At 57.4% G+C, this 17,750-nt stretch carries 14 protein-coding genes; 8 read left to right on the top strand and 6 right to left on the bottom strand.

Features of this window, described 5'->3' with window-relative positions:
- Nucleotides 1-31: 31 nt before the first annotated feature.
- Together AB1724_03670 and AB1724_03665 are read left to right on the top strand one after the other, a co-directional pair.
- Nucleotides 32-463 (top strand): ACT domain-containing protein, encoded by a 432-nt coding sequence (locus AB1724_03670; GenBank protein ID MEW6076889.1) that lies wholly within the window; start codon nt 32-34, stop codon nt 461-463.
- A gap of 115 nt (nt 464-578) precedes the next feature.
- Nucleotides 579-1,259 carry a hypothetical protein gene (locus AB1724_03665; protein MEW6076888.1) on the top strand — a complete coding sequence of 227 codons (681 nt, stop codon included), beginning with the start codon at nt 579-581 and terminating at the stop codon, nt 1,257-1,259.
- Nucleotides 1,260-1,303: 44 nt separating this feature from the next.
- On the opposite strand, the gene AB1724_03660 is transcribed toward AB1724_03665, so the two are convergent.
- Complete coding sequence (locus AB1724_03660; GenBank protein MEW6076887.1) at nt 1,304-2,005, bottom strand: DUF3313 domain-containing protein; 702 nt, start codon at nt 2,003-2,005, stop codon at nt 1,304-1,306.
- A 259-nt stretch (nt 2,006-2,264) separates the two neighbouring features.
- Between AB1724_03660 and AB1724_03655 the strand changes: the two genes are divergently transcribed.
- The 6 genes from AB1724_03655 to AB1724_03630 all read left to right on the top strand — a co-directional run bounded on the left by AB1724_03655 (nt 2,265) and on the right by AB1724_03630 (nt 12,547).
- Complete coding sequence (locus AB1724_03655) at nt 2,265-4,715, top strand: glycosyltransferase (protein MEW6076886.1); 2,451 nt, start codon at nt 2,265-2,267, stop codon at nt 4,713-4,715.
- A gap of 17 nt (nt 4,716-4,732) precedes the next feature.
- On the top strand, nt 4,733-6,118 hold the full coding sequence (locus AB1724_03650; GenBank protein MEW6076885.1) for a radical SAM protein: 1,386 nt from the start codon (nt 4,733-4,735) through the stop codon (nt 6,116-6,118).
- Between the two features lie 134 nt (nt 6,119-6,252).
- Nucleotides 6,253-8,682, top strand: coding sequence for a hypothetical protein (locus AB1724_03645; GenBank protein MEW6076884.1), 2,430 nt, complete (start codon nt 6,253-6,255; stop codon nt 8,680-8,682).
- Complete coding sequence (locus AB1724_03640; protein MEW6076883.1) at nt 8,651-9,715, top strand: phosphatidylserine decarboxylase; 1,065 nt, start codon at nt 8,651-8,653, stop codon at nt 9,713-9,715. The genes AB1724_03645 and AB1724_03640 overlap by 32 nt, the downstream gene beginning before the upstream one ends.
- A gap of 13 nt (nt 9,716-9,728) precedes the next feature.
- A complete protein-coding gene (locus tag AB1724_03635) occupies nt 9,729-10,778 on the top strand; it encodes a prolipoprotein diacylglyceryl transferase (GenBank protein ID MEW6076882.1) in 1,050 nt (349 codons plus the stop codon).
- 143 nt (nt 10,779-10,921) lie between these two features.
- Nucleotides 10,922-12,547, top strand: coding sequence for a methyl-accepting chemotaxis protein (locus AB1724_03630; protein ID MEW6076881.1), 1,626 nt, complete (start codon nt 10,922-10,924; stop codon nt 12,545-12,547).
- A gap of 17 nt (nt 12,548-12,564) precedes the next feature.
- On the opposite strand, the gene AB1724_03625 is transcribed toward AB1724_03630, so the two are convergent.
- The 5 genes from AB1724_03625 to AB1724_03605 form a co-directional block, all read right to left on the bottom strand.
- Nucleotides 12,565-13,914, bottom strand: a complete 1,350-nt coding sequence (locus tag AB1724_03625; protein MEW6076880.1) for an FAD-dependent oxidoreductase — start codon at nt 13,912-13,914, stop codon at nt 12,565-12,567.
- A 107-nt stretch (nt 13,915-14,021) separates the two neighbouring features.
- Entirely contained in the window at nt 14,022-14,492 is a 471-nt protein-coding gene (locus AB1724_03620; GenBank protein ID MEW6076879.1) for an amphi-Trp domain-containing protein, read from the bottom strand.
- Nucleotides 14,493-14,541: 49 nt separating this feature from the next.
- On the bottom strand, nt 14,542-15,732 hold the full coding sequence (locus tag AB1724_03615) for a GAK system CofD-like protein (protein MEW6076878.1): 1,191 nt from the start codon (nt 15,730-15,732) through the stop codon (nt 14,542-14,544).
- A 13-nt stretch (nt 15,733-15,745) separates the two neighbouring features.
- Nucleotides 15,746-16,840: an HprK-related kinase B gene (locus AB1724_03610; protein MEW6076877.1), complete on the bottom strand. Its 1,095-nt coding sequence runs from the start codon at nt 16,838-16,840 to the stop codon at nt 15,746-15,748.
- On the bottom strand, nt 16,837-17,718 hold the full coding sequence (locus AB1724_03605; protein ID MEW6076876.1) for a GAK system ATP-grasp enzyme: 882 nt from the start codon (nt 17,716-17,718) through the stop codon (nt 16,837-16,839). Before AB1724_03605 ends, AB1724_03610 begins: the two co-directional genes overlap by 4 nt.
- Nucleotides 17,719-17,750 lie beyond the last annotated feature (32 nt).

Raw genomic sequence — 17,750 nt, 5'->3', positions numbered from 1 at the left:
GGACAACGGGCGCGTGACAAAGGAGCCGTCCATGCTGGTAAAACAGATTTCCGTGAGCCTGGATAACACGCCGGGCCAGTTTCTCAAGATCAGCGAGCTGCTGGGCAATGAAGGCATCAACATCCGGGCCATTTCCGTGGCCGACCGGTCTGATGTCAGCACCGTCCGGTTTGTCTCAGACAACCCTGACAAGACCGAGGCGGTCCTAAAAGGGCAGGGTTATACCGTCCGGATCAACCCGGTGCTGGCGGTGGAAATCCCGGACCATCCCGGCGCCCTGCAGACCCTGCTCAGGCCCCTGAAGGCGGGCGGCATCAACGTCCATTATCTTTATCCCTTTCTGGGCCGGGGCGAAAGCGGCCAGCCCATCGTCATCATCGGCGTGGACCGCTCCGAGGATGCTATCGAAATTCTCAAAAAGAACTGGGTCCATACCTTCGGGGAAGAGATCTACGTGCTGTAGTACCGGGCATGAATCAAACCGCTCTTTTTGCAAGCTGCGGCGGCACCGCCTTCCCATACCAGCCGAAACGAGCATCCACAGCGCCACACCAACAAAAGACAGGAAGCAATAACCAATGGCTCTCTCTATAACGCACTTGCGGTCGATTTCCATCACATTCCTGGCAGTTGCCGTGATGGGTATGTTGTGGACACCCCCCGCCTACCCGCTGGACGGGGAAAAAAAGCCGGTATACTGCCAGGCGATTGTCTCGCTGATGGAGCTGGAGCAGGACTCGCCGAACCTGGAGGAGGACAGTTACGATCTGACCTTTTTCGGCGCGGCGGCTCAAAAGCCGTTATATGGAGACCGGCTGGAGTTCGGATTTGAAACCGGCGGAAACTTCAGCATGAAAAACGACACCGACGTGCTGTACGCCTCGGTCGGATCCCCGAACACCAATATCGCCATCGACATCGACAATGAGTGGTTTCTGTTTGACTACTTCGGGGGAGGATATGTGGCCGCCACCCTGGCCAAAAGGCTGCGCCTCTATGCCGGCGCCGGCCCGTTGCTGATATACGGAAGCTGGACCCATGAACCGGAGGAAAACGACCAGGACCTTGACGATGAGACCGAATCCCACCTCTCGGCCGGCCTCTATGCCAGGGCCGGCCTGGAAGTGTTTATTTTCGACAGGGTTTCTCTGGGCGGCGGCGTCCGGGCCATAGCGACGGGCCTTGACTTTGATGACGATGCCGGGGAAATCGACGTTGAAGGCGCTCAGGTGTTTTTTAATTTTACTTTCAAAATATAGCTGCTGTCAGCCGTTCCCCATGGCCCCGTCCCGACTCTTTATGATCAGGGCTTGACGCAGTTGGCGCTCCCCCGCATTTCACAGAGAACAAAGCCGAGTCTTTTCGCCCAGTATTGCAGCGCGTCATCGGCGTTGTGCCAGCCGCTCCACAGTTTGACCAGTTGCTTGCCCCCGACCCGCCGGTCAAGGGCGGCGCCGAGAAGCTCACCGGTAGCGGCGTCGGTGACTTTCATCTCCACGGTGATCTCCCCGACCCCGGCCTGCTTGCCGGTCGCCGCATACTTGCCCAGGGACAGGACCATGCCGACCGGTATAAGCGTGGACAGGGTATTGCGGACAGGCTTTGAGCTGTCGGCGTCGATGATCGCCATCTGGACCCTGAAGGCCCTTTTTTCAGGCTTGGTGACGATCTCATAATCCTTCTCCAGTTCCTGTTTGAGATAGACATAGGCGTTGTTGGCGAGGGTCTGGTAATCCTGGAGTTCAGCCTGGTCCAGTTCGCCGTCCTTGATTATCATGACCGGGTCGATAATGACTTTGCTGTATTCCCGGAAATCCGTCTTGGCGTTTACATAACGGTAGAGGGCCTGATCGCCGGTTCCCGCCTCAAGAATATCCGGGCTGACCAGGACGCTTCCGCTTTCTTTCACATCCCGCGCCTGGTAGCTTCCCACCGCGCACCCGCTCAGCAGCACTACCGCCATCGCGAGAAGCAACCATCGCCCGGTTGTTATTTCTGTTTTCATGACCATTCCTTTTCTAAATTAATATAATTTGTTATGGGGTAAAATCGGGATGAACGCTTTTCCGTACCCAACGCGCCCCCCCGCTTGTCTACAAGGCTGCATTATAATCCGATTTTCTCTCTGTCAAAGGGAAAATATGGGCCAAACCGAAAACTAACCGTCCTCTAGACCAAACCACATAACTCTTTTTTATCTTTTTTTATATTAGCCTCAGCACCAGGCCCGATGTTCAACCGAAACAAAGAGAAGTCATACAACCATGAAGGCTGACCTTCACGTACACTCCAGATACTCCACCCGGCCGTCATACTGGATCCTGCAGAAACTGGGATGCTCGGAAAGCTACGTGGAGCCGAAAACCGTTTACGACATTGCCAGGCAAAAAGGTATGCGGTTTGTCACCATCACCGATCACAACACCCTGGCCGGAAGCCTGGAGATCGCCCATTTGCCCGGCGCCTTTGTCAGCGAAGAAATCACCACTTATTTCCCTGACAACGGCTGCAAAATCCATGTGCTGGCCTACGACATCACTGAACGTCAGCACGAGGACATCACCCGGGCACGAACCAGCATTTATGACCTGGCCGCCTACCTCAACCGTGAGGCCATCACCCATGTGGTGGCCCATCCCCTGTTCGCGGTCAACGACCGGCTCACCGCCGATCAGTTCGAACAACTGCTGCTGATGTTTTCCAATTTTGAATTAAACGGTACCCGGGACAACTATCAGAACACCATCCTGCTGGATATTCTGACCCATCTGACGGCCGAGCAGATCAGCGCGCTGGCCGATAAACACGGCATCCAGCCCGCGGGAAAAATACCCTGGAAAAAAAGTCTGACCGGCGGATCGGACGATCACTCGGGCTTCCATGTGGCCCGGACATTCACCCTGGTGGAAAAAGAAGGCGATCTGTCTGATTTTCTGGCCGCCGTCAATGCCGGACAAAGCCGGGTCTGCGGCAACGACTATCATCCGAAAATGCTGGCTCACGCCCTCTACTCCATCGCTTACCAGTTCTACAATCAAAAATTCGGGCTGGACCGGTTCAGGCAAAAAGACCGCTTCGTGGGTTTCATCGACGGTGTGCTGGGCGGCCCGCGGCCGGCGCCCCAACCGCCGGACCGCCGACCGGATTCCGGAGGCAATCCGCCCTCCGACGGGAAAAAGCGCCGGGACCGGAGCATGGAAAAAGCCCTGTCCGGGTTCTGCCTGCAAACGGCCAGGGAGGTGCTTGAAAACCTTCCCGCATACCATCGCGTCAGAGACGGCGGACCGCTCTCGACTCAGGAAAAAATTTCGCACTGTCATGATTTTGTGGATCAGGCGGCCGACGAGATCCTGGCCCGGTTGTGCAACACCACCATGGAGCAACTTTCCAGCGGCAATATCTTCAACGTGTTTCAGATGATCGGCGCCGGCGGCGCCCTTTATACCATGCTGGCGCCCTATTTTATCGCCTACAAGGTGTTTACCAAGGACCGCATGCTCTGCAAATCCATTTCCGACCGGATCCGCGGTGTTCCCCTCATCAGAAAACGGGTCCGGGCGGGCCACTTCACCGACACCCTCCACGATATCAACGGTGTGGCCCGGACCCTGCGGAAGCAGTCGGAAATGGCGGCCCTGCTGAACAAGGAGATGATCCTGATCACCTGCGGCCCGGAGGAAAAACGGCCGGGGTTTAAAACTTTCGCGCCCATCGATACCTTTACCATGCCCGAATATTCCGAGCTGAAACTTTACTATCCGCCGCTGCTCAAAATGATCGACTACTGTTTTGAACAGGATATCAACCGGATTCACATCGCCACTCCCGGTCCGGTCGGCCTTGCCGCCCTGGCCATCGCCCGCATTCTGCAACTGCCGACCTACGGCACCTACCACACCTCGTTCCCGCAATACGTACGCCAGATCACCGGGGATGACGGCCTGGAGGGAATGACCTGGAAGTACATGATCTGGTTTTACAGCCAGATGGACATGGTCTTCGTGCCGTCCAGGGCCACGGGTGAAGAACTGGCCGGCCGAGGCATCAGCCCGGAAAAAATACGCTTTTACCAGCGCGGGGTCGATACGGCCTGTTTTCACCCGGACAAGCGCAACGGTTTTTACCGGCGGCGGTTCAACCTGACCGATGATTGTTTAAAACTGATGTATGCCGGCCGGGTGTCAAAGGAGAAGAACCTGGATCAACTGGTGGCGATCATTCGGGAGCTTTCAGCCAGGATTCCCAATGTTTGCCTGATAGTGGTGGGAGACGGTCCCTACCAGGACGAAATGAAGCGGCTTGTCCGGGATCTTCCCGTCATGTTTACAGGATATCTGGACGGAAAGGATTTAAGCGAGGCTTACGCCGGATGCGACCTGTTCGTGTTTCCATCGACCACCGACACCTTCGGCAACGTGGTGCTGGAGGCCCAGGCATCCGGACTGCCCGTTATCGTCACCGATCAGGGCGGGCCCGGAGAGAACATGATCGACGGTGAAACCGGCTTTATCGTTCCCGCCGGGGACATCGCCGCCTTTCTGGAAAAGATCATCCGCCTGGCTGATGACCCGGCCCTGCTGGCGCGAATGAAAAAAAACGCCCGGTCCTATATGGAAACCCGGTCATTTGAATCGGCTTTTGAGCAGCAGTGGAACCTGTATCATGAACCGGTTCCCGGTTGCGATGGATTGAAAGCCGCCTATTTTAACAATTAGCGGCCCGGAAACCGAGCATGGGAATCGCCGAGTTGTCAAATTTGCTGCCGGCAGCGGTAAAGTCGATATGGACCCGCCGTCTGCCCGGTCAGGTCATCATTCAGATCACCGACCGATGCAACGCCCGCTGTCCCAATTGCGGCATGCGGGTTTCCAGCGCCTTCCCGCGCACCGGCCTGTCCATGGATACCATCCGGCGCGTTCTTGATGCCGCCGCGGCCAACCGTGTGGCGGCCGTCTCTTTTACCGGAGGCGAGCCCCTGCTGCGCCTGGATGATCTGGCGGAAATGATTTCGCACGCGGGGGCCGTCGGCATCCCGTTCATTCGTACCGGCACCAATGGTTTTTTCATGCGGCCGGGCGCCGGGGGCCGGGAGCGGGACACGGCCCGGGTGTCCGCCGTGGCGGAAAAACTGGCCGCCACCCCGCTGCGCAATTTCTGGATCAGCGTGGACTCCTGCGATCCTGAAACCCACGACCGCATGCGGGGTTTTCCCGGCCTTATGTCGGGCATCGAAGCGGCCCTGCCCGTTTTTCACGAACACGGCATCTTCCCGGCGGCCAACCTGGGCGTCAATCGCAACCTCGGCGGCGACTTCACCGCCGGCCTGGAGCCAAGAGACTTTATCCGCCGCTCCGATTATCTGGAAGAATTTTACCGCCGTTATACCGTCGGCCTGCAACGCTTCTATCATCGGGTGATCGACATGGGCTTTACCATGCTCAACACCTGCTATCCCATGAGCGTGGAAAACGGTTCGCCCGGGAATCTGGCCGCCGTTTACGCCGCCACCGCCGCCGACCGGATCGTCTCCTTTGACCGGGATGAGAAAGAACTGCTGTTTCGGATCCTGATGGAGACCGTGCGGGAATTCCGTTCCCGCATTCGTGTTTTTTCTCCCCTGACATCCCTCTATGCACTCTACCGCCATTACGCCGGTGAAGAAACGACCGCGATGACGCCCGCCGGATGCCGCGGCGGAAGGGATTTCTTCTTTATCGACGCCAGGGAAGGCGATACCTACCCCTGCGGCTACCGGGGTCATGAAAACCTGGGCAAATACTGGGGCATGAACCCGGACCGCTTCAGCGGAAAATCCGAATGCCGCCGCTGTGACTGGGAATGTTTCCGGGATCCGTCCGAACAGTTCTCCGCCTTGACCGGTTTTAGAAGGTTTAGCGGCAATCTGCTGCATGATAAAACCTATCGGCATTGCTGGTTTTCGGACATGGCCTATTACCGGACCTGCGATTTCTTTGACGGTCGCCAGCCCCCGGGGGCCGAAAAACTTTCCCGGTGGCGGCGTCTCAACCTATCCCTCTTCCCCACAGAAGCAAGCGGGCCGGGCGCGGCCCCCGGCCGGATTACCCGTTTTTCTGAACAAGATTTATTCGACCCTTGAAGACCGCCTTGGAATAATAAAACAGAATTCTCATTATCCGCTCACGCTGACCGGACATAATGGCCACGTCAACGCTGGCTTTTCCGTGCCTATCGGAAACCGGCGACGCAACCCGAAAACGAATGGATAGGGATATGTCTCTGGCCGCTGAAAACCAACCAACCGTATTCTTTCCTCACGGTACCCCCAGCAAGCTTTATCTGCGCCGAATCCGCGAAATTCTGGGAATTAAGCCTTCCCCGGCGGATCCCCAGCTCCACCGCCTGCCCTTTCTCGCGGACGACATTACCGCCGGCGCGGAGAACGAATTTCAGACCGTGGTCAAGGGTTCCGGCGTCACCGTCGATCTGCCACTGGTCATCCGGGAGTCCAACTATTACAAGAACATCAACCGGCGCTCCCGGTCCGGAGAGCTTTCCCTCCGGCAGGTGGCGGATCTGACGGCCTACATCGACGGTAACGCCGACCAAATCTGGGAGAACAGCTGGGTGCGATTCCCGCGAAAGGCATTGAGCCGTTTCGCCGATGACGTCTTCCGGCATGATCTGCTGCGGGACAAATCCGATTCCGGGAGCCCGCTGCGCGGCGACGCCGACCGTTTTTTCGTGCGGCATGACGGAGAAGAGCACCTCAGGCTTCCGGTCAGCTACCTACTCAAGCTGGCGCTGGCCGACGCCGTCAGTCAGGAAAGCGGCGCCCACCCGGCGATCAGAGCGCAGGGTGAAAAACTGCTCCACCATTTTCTCAACGACAACACCTCCCCGGAAATCTTTTCGTTTTATACCGTCCGCCTGGATAATCCCGCCGCGAGGGGAGCGGCCCTGGCCGACGAAACCCTTCAGCGGTTTCTGCTGGTGCAATTGCTGGCCTACTATGCCAATAACAAATTCGGCCTGAAAGCGTCGGGGCAGGAGGCGGTTGTCTATTTTGCGCCTCATCCCCCGGTCCGGCAGAAGCAGCTCAACGAATGCATCTCCGATTCCTTCTATCGGGAACTGTTCATGAGTCCCTGCCTGTCCGGCTGGGCCCGCGGCGAAAAAAAATATGAATATATGGGGTTATGCCACCAGGTTCTTTCCCGCAGCCAGATGAATGCCGTGCGCAAGCTCAAGGACGCCGGCATCATCACGCGCAATCTGGTCGTCCTGCCCAACATATCGAACATCTGCCTGGCCAACAACGGAACCCATATCAGCCTCGGCAGTCGGACATTGACACGCCTGCTGTCGGATAACGGATCGGGATACGGCGCGGCCGATGAAAAATATCTGGGTGACCTGGCCATTAAGATCGTGGAGCACTTTCTGCCGCTGGTCGTCGGCACATACAGCGCCGCGCCCTACCGCCTCGACTTTCAGGATTTTCATCCGGAAAAAGTGCTGGGATTTCTGCCGCACGAACTGGACTACACGCACCTGCGCATGATCTGGCGGCGCTGGAAGAAAAAAGCCAGCCTGCGGGTAATAGGCCAGCCCCTTACCCCTTTTGGTCCGGAATGGCTGGACCGCATTATCAGCCGGCTGCTGCGGTTGAAGGGAGACATCGTTCCCGATTTCCGGCTGATCGATTACCTGGTGTCCATCATGAGCACTGACCAGAGCCCGTCCCTGGACGGCCGCATGGGGAATGATCTGCGGTTGAAAAAGGACCTCGCCGACATGGGCGTGTTTGACACGCATATGTCCCTTTATCAAATTTATCGGAACCGGGTTTTTGCCGATATGGGCTTCACCGGTTTTGAAGGCCGGTATTACAGCCTGTTTGAAAACATCCGCGACGACATGGGCAATGGAACGAACCTGCAGGCCCTGCTCACCGCCCTGGCCTGGAAATATATGATCACGGACGCGGTGACCCACGACGACATCCCGGATGATCCGACGGTGGAAAGCGAACGTCGCCAGATATTCTTCGGCCGGGCCATTGGTATTCCCACTTTCTTCGTCAACGCCGGCACGGCCAACCGGTTTTTAAAAAAGATCCTCAGCCGTGTCCGGCGGACCCGGTTAAGCCGCCGCTATCCGGGATATGTCCGGGTTTACCATGCGGAATATTGCCGGGCCCTGGTGGACATTCTGGAAGAAGACGCCGCCGACCTTATCGAAATGAATCACATGCGCGATACCGTCTCCGATCTCCGCCAACGGATCGACTCCCCGCGGCATACGGCTTATGAAAAACTCATGGGCGGCATTCTGGGAAAGCCCCATGCCCGTTCAGCGCTTAAGTTAGACGCCGGATCGTTCAACCGCCTGGCGGAATCCTATTACCGGGAGACCCTGAGAGAGAAAAACATGACCGAAGCTTATGACCGGCTGGAATTCGACGCCCTTACCGCCGGCTGGGAAAGGGATGAACATCTCCGGCCAATCCTGACCGCCATTCTCGATGGGCAGGATATGCCCGGATTCCTGGCGGGCTCCAAAAGCGATCTTATGGAGAACCGGCTTGACGATGACCGGCTGCTGCGGCTGATCCATCTGCTGCTGATGTCCATCGCCGCGGCTGAAACAAGGCAGACCCGAAACAGATATGACTCGCTTGATACCGCACCAGTATGTTGAGCGGCCCACCCGCCGGGTGGTTACCGAGAAAATATTCGGCGACCGTCTGATCAACGCCGTCTACGGTCTGACCAACGAGACCCCCGGCCACATGTTTCGCCTGTTGACATCGCCCCGGCTTACGGACGCTATCGGGTTCCTGGTCTATGACGTTTGCCCGCCGGGCAGCGGACGGCGGGTCCGCCGGGCGGCGGAAAGAATGGGCGTGAATCTATCCGAATGCCTGGAACCGGCGGAGGCCCTGTCCTCCATGCGGAATCTTTTTCAGAGAAAAATCCGCTACTGGATTTACCGCCCCATGGACCCGGATCCCCGGACGGTCGTTTCTCCCGCGGATGCACGGGTTATCATCGGGGATATGCCGGCCGCCTTGGGACTACCCATCAAAGAAAAATTTTTTAACGCCGATGAATTGATCGGTGACCGGGGATCGTGGCGAGCGGCTTTTGCCGGCGGCACATACGCCCTCTTCCGCCTGACCCCGGACAAATATCACTACAATCACGTGCCCGTATCCGGGATAGTGCTGGACCGTTACGCCGTTGACGGTTACTGCTGCTCCTGTAATCCCGGCGCGGTGGTGAAGCTGGTCACGTCCCACTCCAAGAACAGACGGGTGGTGACCATCATTGACACGGATGTGGCGGACGGCAGCGGAATCGGACTGGTGGCCATGGTGGAAGTCGTGGCCATGATGATCGGCCGCGTGGAGCAGTGCTACAGCGAGGAGCGGTATGACCATCCGGTGGACGTATGCCCGGGCATGTTCCTGAAACGGGGCCGGCCGAAAAGTCTTTATTACCCCGGAAGTTCCACCGACGTGCTGCTGTTTCAAAAAGGACGAATCGGCTTCTGCGAAGATCTGATTCAAAACCGGGACCGTTCGGATGTCACCAGCCGCTATTCCGTCGGATTCGGCCGGCCTCTGGTGGAAACCGACGTCCGGGTGCGATCCCTGATCGCCCGGGCGATTCCTTTTCCGGACGGGCGTCGGCCAAACGGTCCGACAGATAATCAGAAGGCATCAGAATAACAAGGAGTTAATAATGACCACCGTGGACATTCTCTTTATGACGATTATTTCCCTGACCTCCGCCGCCGTGATCGGGTGGGGCGCCCGGGTTCTCCCGGCCGAAAAATGGCAGATCCTGGCCGCTGTTCCGGGGAACAAGCGCGATGACGGAACCTGGGCGGGACGAAATCTGACCTATTACGGCGTCATTGTCGCCAGCGCCTATACCGTATCGGTTTCTATCTTTCTGCTGCTGATGAGCTCGACCGGGGCGTCGATGACCGCCATCCTGATCATGACGGGACTGGTTCTGGTTGTGTGCGTGCCGGCGTCCAAGCTGCTGGCCATAGTGGTGGAAAAGAAACGACACACGTTCACCGTCGGCGGCGCGTCCTTTGTCGGCATGATCGTCGCTCCCTGGATATGGTACGCCATCCGGGAACAGACCGGCTCAGGAACGACCGTCACCGTTTCCATGGCGGCCCTGGCCATTGCCTATGCCTTCGGAGAAGGCTTCGGCCGACTGGCCTGCATCAGTTTCGGCTGCTGTTACGGCCGACGGGTGGCGGATCTTTCTCCCTTCTGGCAAAAAATTTTCCGCCGGTTCCATTTTACCTTCACCGGCCAGACAAAAAAAATCGCTTACGCCCACGGATGGGACGGACAACCGGTAATCCCCGTTCAACTCATCACATCGGTGCTTTATATTGCCGCGGGGTTGACCGGTATTGCGTTCTTTCTGAACGGGCTGGCCGCTCCGGCTTTCCTGATACCGCTGATGACAACCCAGCTCTGGCGGGTGTTGTCCGAATTTCTACGGGCGGACTTCCGGGGAGAGGAGCGCCGGCTGACCGCCTATCAGATCATGGCCCTAGCGACCATTCCCTATGCCGGAGCGGTAGCCCTGATCTTCGGCGCCCCGGCGCCCTTTCATCCGGATATCGCGGCCGGTCTTAAGGCCCTGTGGCGCCCCGGCGTCCTCCTGTCCGTGCAGCTTTTGTGGTTACTGATATTCCTGCAGACCGGCCGCAGCATGGTGACCGGCAGCCGCATGTCCTTCTTCTTCCACCAGGACCGGATATAATACTAGTAGTGATTTCGGTATCATCCGAAAAGATTAACCGGTTCCGGCAACGACTCATCAAAAAACAACATAAACCGAATAGCTATTGAATCCGGACAGTATAGAAATGCTTTTTTAACCGGCTTTTCATGGAGCCTGAACGGATGAAAGTCAGCGCAAAAATCAGTTTGCTCAATGCGGCTACGGTTTTTATCGTTTCTGCTATCTTTATCTTTTCCCACTGCTATTCACTCGGGAAAAACAATGCTTATCATGTTCACAACCTGGAAAGCCTGATGCACAAAGAACGCCAGGCGCAGATCCGGGACCTTCTCTCCAATGCTTATGCCATCGTCTCCAACGCCAGATTTTACGAGGACGCGGTTAACGCTCTGAAAGCTATGCGTTTCGGCGAAGGCGATCAGAATAGCTTCATCGTTTTTGATAAGGACTATTACTGCTATGTGTACCCGACCCGACAGCAGTATGAAAAAACCATCGTAAAAGAGCTGCAGGACGCGGACGGTCGCTTTGTGTTCCAGAATATCCTGCAGCTGGCACAGAAAAACGGCCAGGGATATCTGGAGTATCGTTCGCAGGAGGGCAAAGAGGCTCCCCTGAACAGAAAGCTGATGTTTTTCCGTTATTTCAAAGACTGGAACTGGATCATCTGTACCAGCGTCAACATCTCTGATATCGATCAGATCGTGTCCGAAAACAAAGCGATCATGACCAAAGAGATTAATACCCGCCTTGTTCAGACGACATCGCTATCAATCGTCGTTTTGTTGATGGCCTCGTTTATCAGTCTGTTGATATCTCGAAAAATTATCGCCCCTCTGAAAACGATATCGGAGATGTCAAGGCGGATCGCCGGGGGGGATCTGGCCGTTTCCTTGGATATTAATCGACGGGACGAAATCGGCATGCTGGCCGATGACATGAAAAACATGGTGGCCCGGTTGAAAGACGTGGTGGCTCAGGTCCAAACTGCTTCGGGCAATGTGGCATCGGGCAGCGAGGAGCTAAGCTCTTCTTTCGAAATACTGTCTCACCGTTCCACTGAACAGACATCCCATCTCGAAGAGATTTCTTCAAGCATGGAGGAGATGAACGCAAAGATCGTCCATAACGCTGACAATGCCTCTGAAACCGAAAAAACCGCACTTCAGGCCTCCAGGGACGCGCAAGCCGGAGCCAGGCAGGTTGGGGACACGGTACAAGCCATGAGGGATATCGCCGCTAAAATTTCCATCATTGAGGAAATCGCCCGGCAGACCAACCTGCTGGCATTGAACGCAGCCATCGAAGCGGCCCGGGCCGGTGAGGCTGGCAAGGGTTTCGCCGTAGTGGCGGCAGAGGTGCGCAAGCTGGCCGAACACAGTGGTGAAGCGGCCAAGGAAATTGGTGCGCTCTCGGCCGGCAGCGTGGATGTGGCGGAAAAGGCTGGCCGAATGCTTGAGAAAATGGTTCCGGATATTCACCGGACGGCGGAACTGATCCAGGAAATCAGCGCGGCATGTCACGAACAAACCGCCGGTGCGGCCCAGATCAACCAGGCGATTGCTCAGCTTGACCATGTTGTGCAGCAGAACGCTGCTTTAGCCGAAGAGGTTTCATCAACAGCCGAGGATTTATCGGGTCAGGCCCAGCAGCTTCAGAGCAGCATTAGTATTTTCTGCGTTGCCAAATCCTCAGGTGCCATAAACCGGCAGATGCAACCCGGTTGGACCGCAGGCCAGGGGAAACCTATCAAACAGTCGACCAGTCTCAATATCTTTCCATTGTAAGCGCCACGATATGGTCCTTAACGTTTCAAACACCATTCCATAGCCGCCATTTGTACCGGGTCCCAAGGAGACGACAGCGGCGGCGTGTAGGAAAGATCCAGGTCGCAAATCTCTTTTACGGCCATGCCGTTATAAAGGGCGGCGGCAACGATGTCGAGCCGCTTGGAGACCTCGGATACCCGATGGCCCACCAGTTGGGCGCCGAGAAGACGCCCGGTGGAACGATCCCCGGTCAGGCGGATGTGCAGTTCCTTTGCCCCGGGATAGTACACCTTATGGTCCCAGGAGGTCAGCGACACGGTCAACGGTTTAAAACCGGCTTCGGCCGCTTCCTTATCTCGCAGACCGGTTCTTGCCGCCACCCGGTCAAGGACTTTAACCACCTGGGTGCCTAGGCTGCCCTGAAATTGGCAAACGCCACCCAGCATGTTCTCCCCGGCCACCCGGCCTTGCTTGTGAGCCGTGGTGCCCAGCGGCATATAGACATAACGTTCCAGCACACGGTGCCAGGTCTGGACGCAATCTCCAGCGGCCCAGATATCCTCCTCTGGTGTGGCCATGTTCCTGTCCACCTGGATTGCTTTTCCGACCCCAAGACCGATGCCGGCTGTTTGGGCCAGTTCGGTTGAGGGCCTGGCACCAGCCGCCACCAGCACCATATCGGCTGATTCGGTCTCGCCGGACGCGGCATGAACCATCAGCTTTTTATCATTTCGCGAGATGCGCTGAACCGCTTGCCCCGTGATCACCCGCACCCCCTTGGATTTCAGCTCGGCCCTGACTAACCCCCCAAGGGCCGGGTCCAGCGTCGTCAGCAGTTCGGGAGCGAATTCCAACAGGGTGACCGTCATCCCTTGGTGGGTCAGGGCATCGGCCATTTCCAGGCCAATGTAGCCGCCGCCGATGATCACGGCCTGTTTGGGGTGCTGTTGGTCCATGAACCGTTTGATTGCGAAGCTGTCATCGACCCAGCGCAGGAAAAAGACGCCGGGATTTTCCAATCCTTCGATGGGCGGCTTGATTGATTCCGCACCGGTGGCGATCAGGAGTTTGTCGTAGCCGATCAGACGATGGTTTCCATTGGACGAACGAACTTGCACCAGCTTGGCTCGCGGATCGATGATAAGCGCCTGGTGATCGAGCAGCAGGTCGATATTGTGCTTTGTAATCTCCTCCACGGTGCGATGGGCCAGAGTGCTCCAATCCGGCACCTCACCACTCAGGTAAAACGGTAACCCGCAAATGCTGAAGTTGGGAAAAGCGTCGGCAACCATCAACGTAACCGCAGCCTTCGGGTCGATCTCCTTCATCCGCAATGCCGCGCTGATGCCGGCGTCGCTACCGCCGATGATCAGATGTTGAATCATGTCAGCTTCCCCCTTCACTACTTGCACGTCACATGGCACACGCCGGTGGGTCTTCCCATGGCATAAGGGCGGGTCTGCTCGAGTTTCTGATGGACACGATCTACGGCCTACGGCTGGCCGGAAGATTTGCCCGATCCGGTATCCCCCTTGGTTTCGGCCGGTTCCGGTGAAAGCTCCTCCCGGCCGGTATCTTCCATGATGGGTTTCGGCAGTCGCCATCCGATTTCGATGGAGATTTTGCCCTTGTCTTTCTTCTGCTTGGCCTCGACTTCCACCTTGACCGGTTCCAGCGGGTTCAGGCATACCTGCTGGGAATCATCCTCAACGACGACCCTGCCCGCCACAAATCCGGCGGTCAGCTTTTCCAGAAACTGGATTACATCCTTCAGGGCCATGACTTTTTCCATGCTGACAGACTTTTTCTTCATTACATCCTCCGCACCAGAATTGTCGCGCTTTTCCACCGCGACGGTTTTTTTCGGATTCGCGGTTTTGTTCTTGCGAACAGGTTCCACGCTTCTTCTGCTCTTTGCCTTTGCCGGCGCTGCTTTTTTCAGGCCGGCGGGTTTTTTCTGCATCACACATCCTCCTTGGCGTAATTGAAGTTGGCCCATCTCCCGCAGCTTCCTACGTGAAAGACAACAGTCTTTCGATCAGCAGCAGCGGATCCACTTTCGGTCTGGTCCGGTCCGTAACCAGTTGCGTGTCGATCACCTGAACGGCACGTCTGAAAAAAGAACTGGTTTTCGCGGTTCCGGGATAGGCGGCATTTTTCCGGTCCAGCAACACAAAATTCAGGACATTTTCCGGTTTGATCGTACCCGGATCATCCCGGCGCAGATACTCGACCAGACAATTCACCTGATCTTCAAGACTCATCCCAAGCTGCTCCGGGTCTTCAAAGGTGTTGGGGACAAAAACCTTGGGGCAATCAACCCGGGCGATGGCGGCCCCGACACCTTCCGGTAGCAGATTCGCGACGAGGCTGGAGTAAAAACTGCCGAAGGGATAACAGATCAGATCGGCGCTTTCAATCAGCGCCCGGGTCTTGCTGCGTATGCCGATGCCAGCGGGGCGGGGGGACCGTTTGCGGGAGCTGAGGTATATCCGGCGGACCCGGGCCGAAATGGGCGGTAACCCCTTGGCGGTCAGAAGATGCTGCCCCACCAGGGTCTGGCCGTCCTCCAACTCGGAAACCAGGTGGAGATGCGTGTTGACCACGGGACGGACCACGCCCCTGACCTCCACCAGTTTGGAAAAAATATAAATCACCGGGTCCAGGTGCTTGCGGTTCTGGAGGTATCCCGCGGTCAGGATCAGATTGCCGATGCTGGCTTTGCGCAGATCGAAATCCGGCGGCATCTGCCGTCTGAACCAGAACAGGTGATTGCGGATGATTTTCCGCATCGGATCCGGGATGGGCGCGATCAAATAATGATGGCCGGCGATCAGCCGGTCCAGTTCAGCGGCCAGTTCCGACGGACTTCGTTTCTCGGATAGACGGTGGGAAAACAGATCCAGAATTTCCGGGTGGCCGAGCAGGCTGGTATCGGCCAGGGCCAGCAGCCGGTTCCGGACATCGCCGACGGCAGGCATGCGGAACGCGTCCCGGAGACGAGCGGAACTGCCCCCGGAATCAAACGGCGTGATCAGATGAATGGAATTGTGCGTATAACGAATCAGCGACTGGCTGACCTCGCGCAGGGCGCTGCCGCCGCTGAAAAACAGAACGCGCGGGCCGAGATCGGGTGAGCGTTCATAAAGGGCCATTTTGAACGGATCCGGCATCCTGATCGTGCGGGTGAGTTTGATCGGCATGGTTAACGGGCCCTCATATTTCCGGCATGATGCCGTAACGCAAAAACCGCGCGCAGGCGTCGGCCGCCTTATGAAAATCCACCCCGCCGCTGACTTCCCATAGGCAGCCGTGATTCAGCAACCGGGCGTATGCCTCCGGCGTCGGATCCGTCATCCGACACTCACTGCCGGGATAAAAGAAGAGGCCGGTGGGTTTCATGAAGGCGGGCAGCAAATCCGTACGGACCAGCGGATCGACCCGGCGGATGGACAGGGGGCCGCCTTGCTGTTTCCAGTTCAGGACGACCAGGCCCGCCATGTCGGCATGGAGATGGAATCGACCCGGCCCGAAACATTCATCGATGGAGGCGTCGTATTTCAGCTCCAGTTGACGCAGTTCGTCGGGAGGGAGTTCCTTGAACTTGCGGTGGTCGTCGGCGTCGAGAATAGCCTGGAGATCGGGGTTATGGACGATCGTTCCGGGGTTGATCCGGGGGAGCTTGGCGACGCCATGCATGACCAGTCCGGTGTCCGTCTTTTCTACCATGAGCCGGTCGTTGCTGACAAAAGTCGCCCCCCGGCTCATGATATGCAGCGCCAGGGTGGACTTGCCGGCGCCGGAAAACCCCGCCAGGGCCAGACCATTGCCGTTCAGCCCGACGCCGGCGGCATGACCCAGCAGCGCTCCCCGGCACAGCTTCCATTCGATATAGCGGTTGTTGATGAAATTCACCACCTGATTGAGATTTTCCCGGCAGGGGCCGACGGCCAGGTTATCCCCCTCACCGAAAACGAAAACCATGCCGGTCAACCGTTTCCGCACGATGCGTCCGTTTTCAAGGTCGAGATACTCCTCCTTGATCCGGCTTTTACCCGGCTCAGGTTCCTTGAGGACAAAGGGTTCGGCGAAATCCGGTGGCGGGGCTTCGATCACCGTTACCGTTACGGTGGCCGTGCCCTTGTCGCCCGGGAAGGGGCTGAAGTAAGCGCCCAGGGCCTCGATGATTTCACCGCGGTTGGACTCGATTGAAAAACGGCATCCACCGAAAACAAGGCCAAGGGTGTGTCCGGCGGGATTCGACAGACGGAGGTTTCCGGTCACTAACCGCCGATCGAGCCGTCCGGTCATTCCGCCTCCAGGCACTTGATGACGTATTCCACCAGCAGCGGGGCCACATCGATGCCCTCGGCCGTCTGAATGCCCCGGAACCCGCCGAAGGCGGACACTTCAAAGACCACCGGACCTTCCGGGGTCTCGGCGATATCCACGCAGGTAAAATCCAGGCCGAACGGATCCTGGGCCCGGCGGGCCAGTTCGATAATCGCCGGATCCGGCCGGCAGGCTTCATAAGCGCCGCCGGAACGGGTGGTGGTATTCCAGGAGGACGATGAGCGGTTGTTCCGGGCATAGGTCGTCAAATATTCACCGCCCAGAAAAGTGACGCCCAGGTCCCGGCCGCGATGATTGATGAGCTTCTGAATATACATCAGCGAATTGGCTTTTTTGAACCGTTCGATTTTTCCCCGGGCCTCCCGGTTGTTTTCTACCACCACCATGCCCTTGGCCTTGGAGCTGTAAAGGGGCTTGAACACGGCCCGGTCGTAAGTCCGGACGATTTCCAGAGCGGTTTCAATGTCTTCCGTAATCGTGGTCGGCGGCATGGGGATCATGTTCAACCGCAGCGTCATGGTGCAGCTGAGGCGGTCGATAACCCGCATGATGCGGAGCGGCGGGGAAAAAATCCGCACCCCCCTGGCGGACAGGTAGCGGAGAATTTCCAGGCGGTCCAGCAGACCGGGGGAATACCGGGATCCGATTTTCTTGATGATGATGGCATCCAGGTCCCCCAGGTCAACGTCCTCGAAACAGACACTGCCGGTACACAGATCGGCGCGGACGCGATCCATTTCCACCAGCAGCCTGAATCCGGTCATCGCTTCCGTCGCATCGGCCAGCCTTTCGGTGGACCATCCTCCGGCCACGCCCACGACGCCTATCTTGTGCATACGCATCTCCATCCGGCGGCCGATCCGATCAG

The organism is Thermodesulfobacteriota bacterium (genome assembly GCA_040753795.1).
In the GTDB taxonomy this organism is placed as follows: domain Bacteria; phylum Desulfobacterota; class Desulfobacteria; order Desulfobacterales; family Desulfosudaceae; genus JBFMDX01.
Note: the sequence above shows the minus strand (reverse complement) of the source record. Positions and strands in the feature narration are given on the sequence as shown.

Excerpts from the sequence above, each read along its gene's own strand:
- AB1724_03670 (MEW6076889.1), top strand. The coding sequence starts at position 32 with ATGCTGGTAAAACAGATTTCCGTGAGCCTGGATAACACGCCGGGCCAG.
- AB1724_03665 (MEW6076888.1), top strand. The coding sequence starts at position 579 with ATGGCTCTCTCTATAACGCACTTGCGGTCGATTTCCATCACATTCCTG.
- AB1724_03660 (MEW6076887.1), bottom strand. The coding sequence starts at position 2,005 with ATGAAAACAGAAATAACAACCGGGCGATGGTTGCTTCTCGCGATGGCG.
- AB1724_03655 (MEW6076886.1), top strand. The coding sequence starts at position 2,265 with ATGAAGGCTGACCTTCACGTACACTCCAGATACTCCACCCGGCCGTCA.
- AB1724_03650 (MEW6076885.1), top strand. The coding sequence starts at position 4,733 with ATGGGAATCGCCGAGTTGTCAAATTTGCTGCCGGCAGCGGTAAAGTCG.
- AB1724_03645 (MEW6076884.1), top strand. The coding sequence starts at position 6,253 with ATGTCTCTGGCCGCTGAAAACCAACCAACCGTATTCTTTCCTCACGGT.
- AB1724_03640 (MEW6076883.1), top strand. The coding sequence starts at position 8,651 with ATGACTCGCTTGATACCGCACCAGTATGTTGAGCGGCCCACCCGCCGG.
- AB1724_03635 (MEW6076882.1), top strand. The coding sequence starts at position 9,729 with ATGACCACCGTGGACATTCTCTTTATGACGATTATTTCCCTGACCTCC.
- AB1724_03630 (MEW6076881.1), top strand. The coding sequence starts at position 10,922 with ATGAAAGTCAGCGCAAAAATCAGTTTGCTCAATGCGGCTACGGTTTTT.
- AB1724_03625 (MEW6076880.1), bottom strand. The coding sequence starts at position 13,914 with ATGATTCAACATCTGATCATCGGCGGTAGCGACGCCGGCATCAGCGCG.
- AB1724_03620 (MEW6076879.1), bottom strand. The coding sequence starts at position 14,492 with ATGCAGAAAAAACCCGCCGGCCTGAAAAAAGCAGCGCCGGCAAAGGCA.
- AB1724_03615 (MEW6076878.1), bottom strand. The coding sequence starts at position 15,732 with ATGCCGATCAAACTCACCCGCACGATCAGGATGCCGGATCCGTTCAAA.
- AB1724_03610 (MEW6076877.1), bottom strand. The coding sequence starts at position 16,840 with ATGACCGGACGGCTCGATCGGCGGTTAGTGACCGGAAACCTCCGTCTG.
- AB1724_03605 (MEW6076876.1), bottom strand. The coding sequence starts at position 17,718 with ATGCACAAGATAGGCGTCGTGGGCGTGGCCGGAGGATGGTCCACCGAA.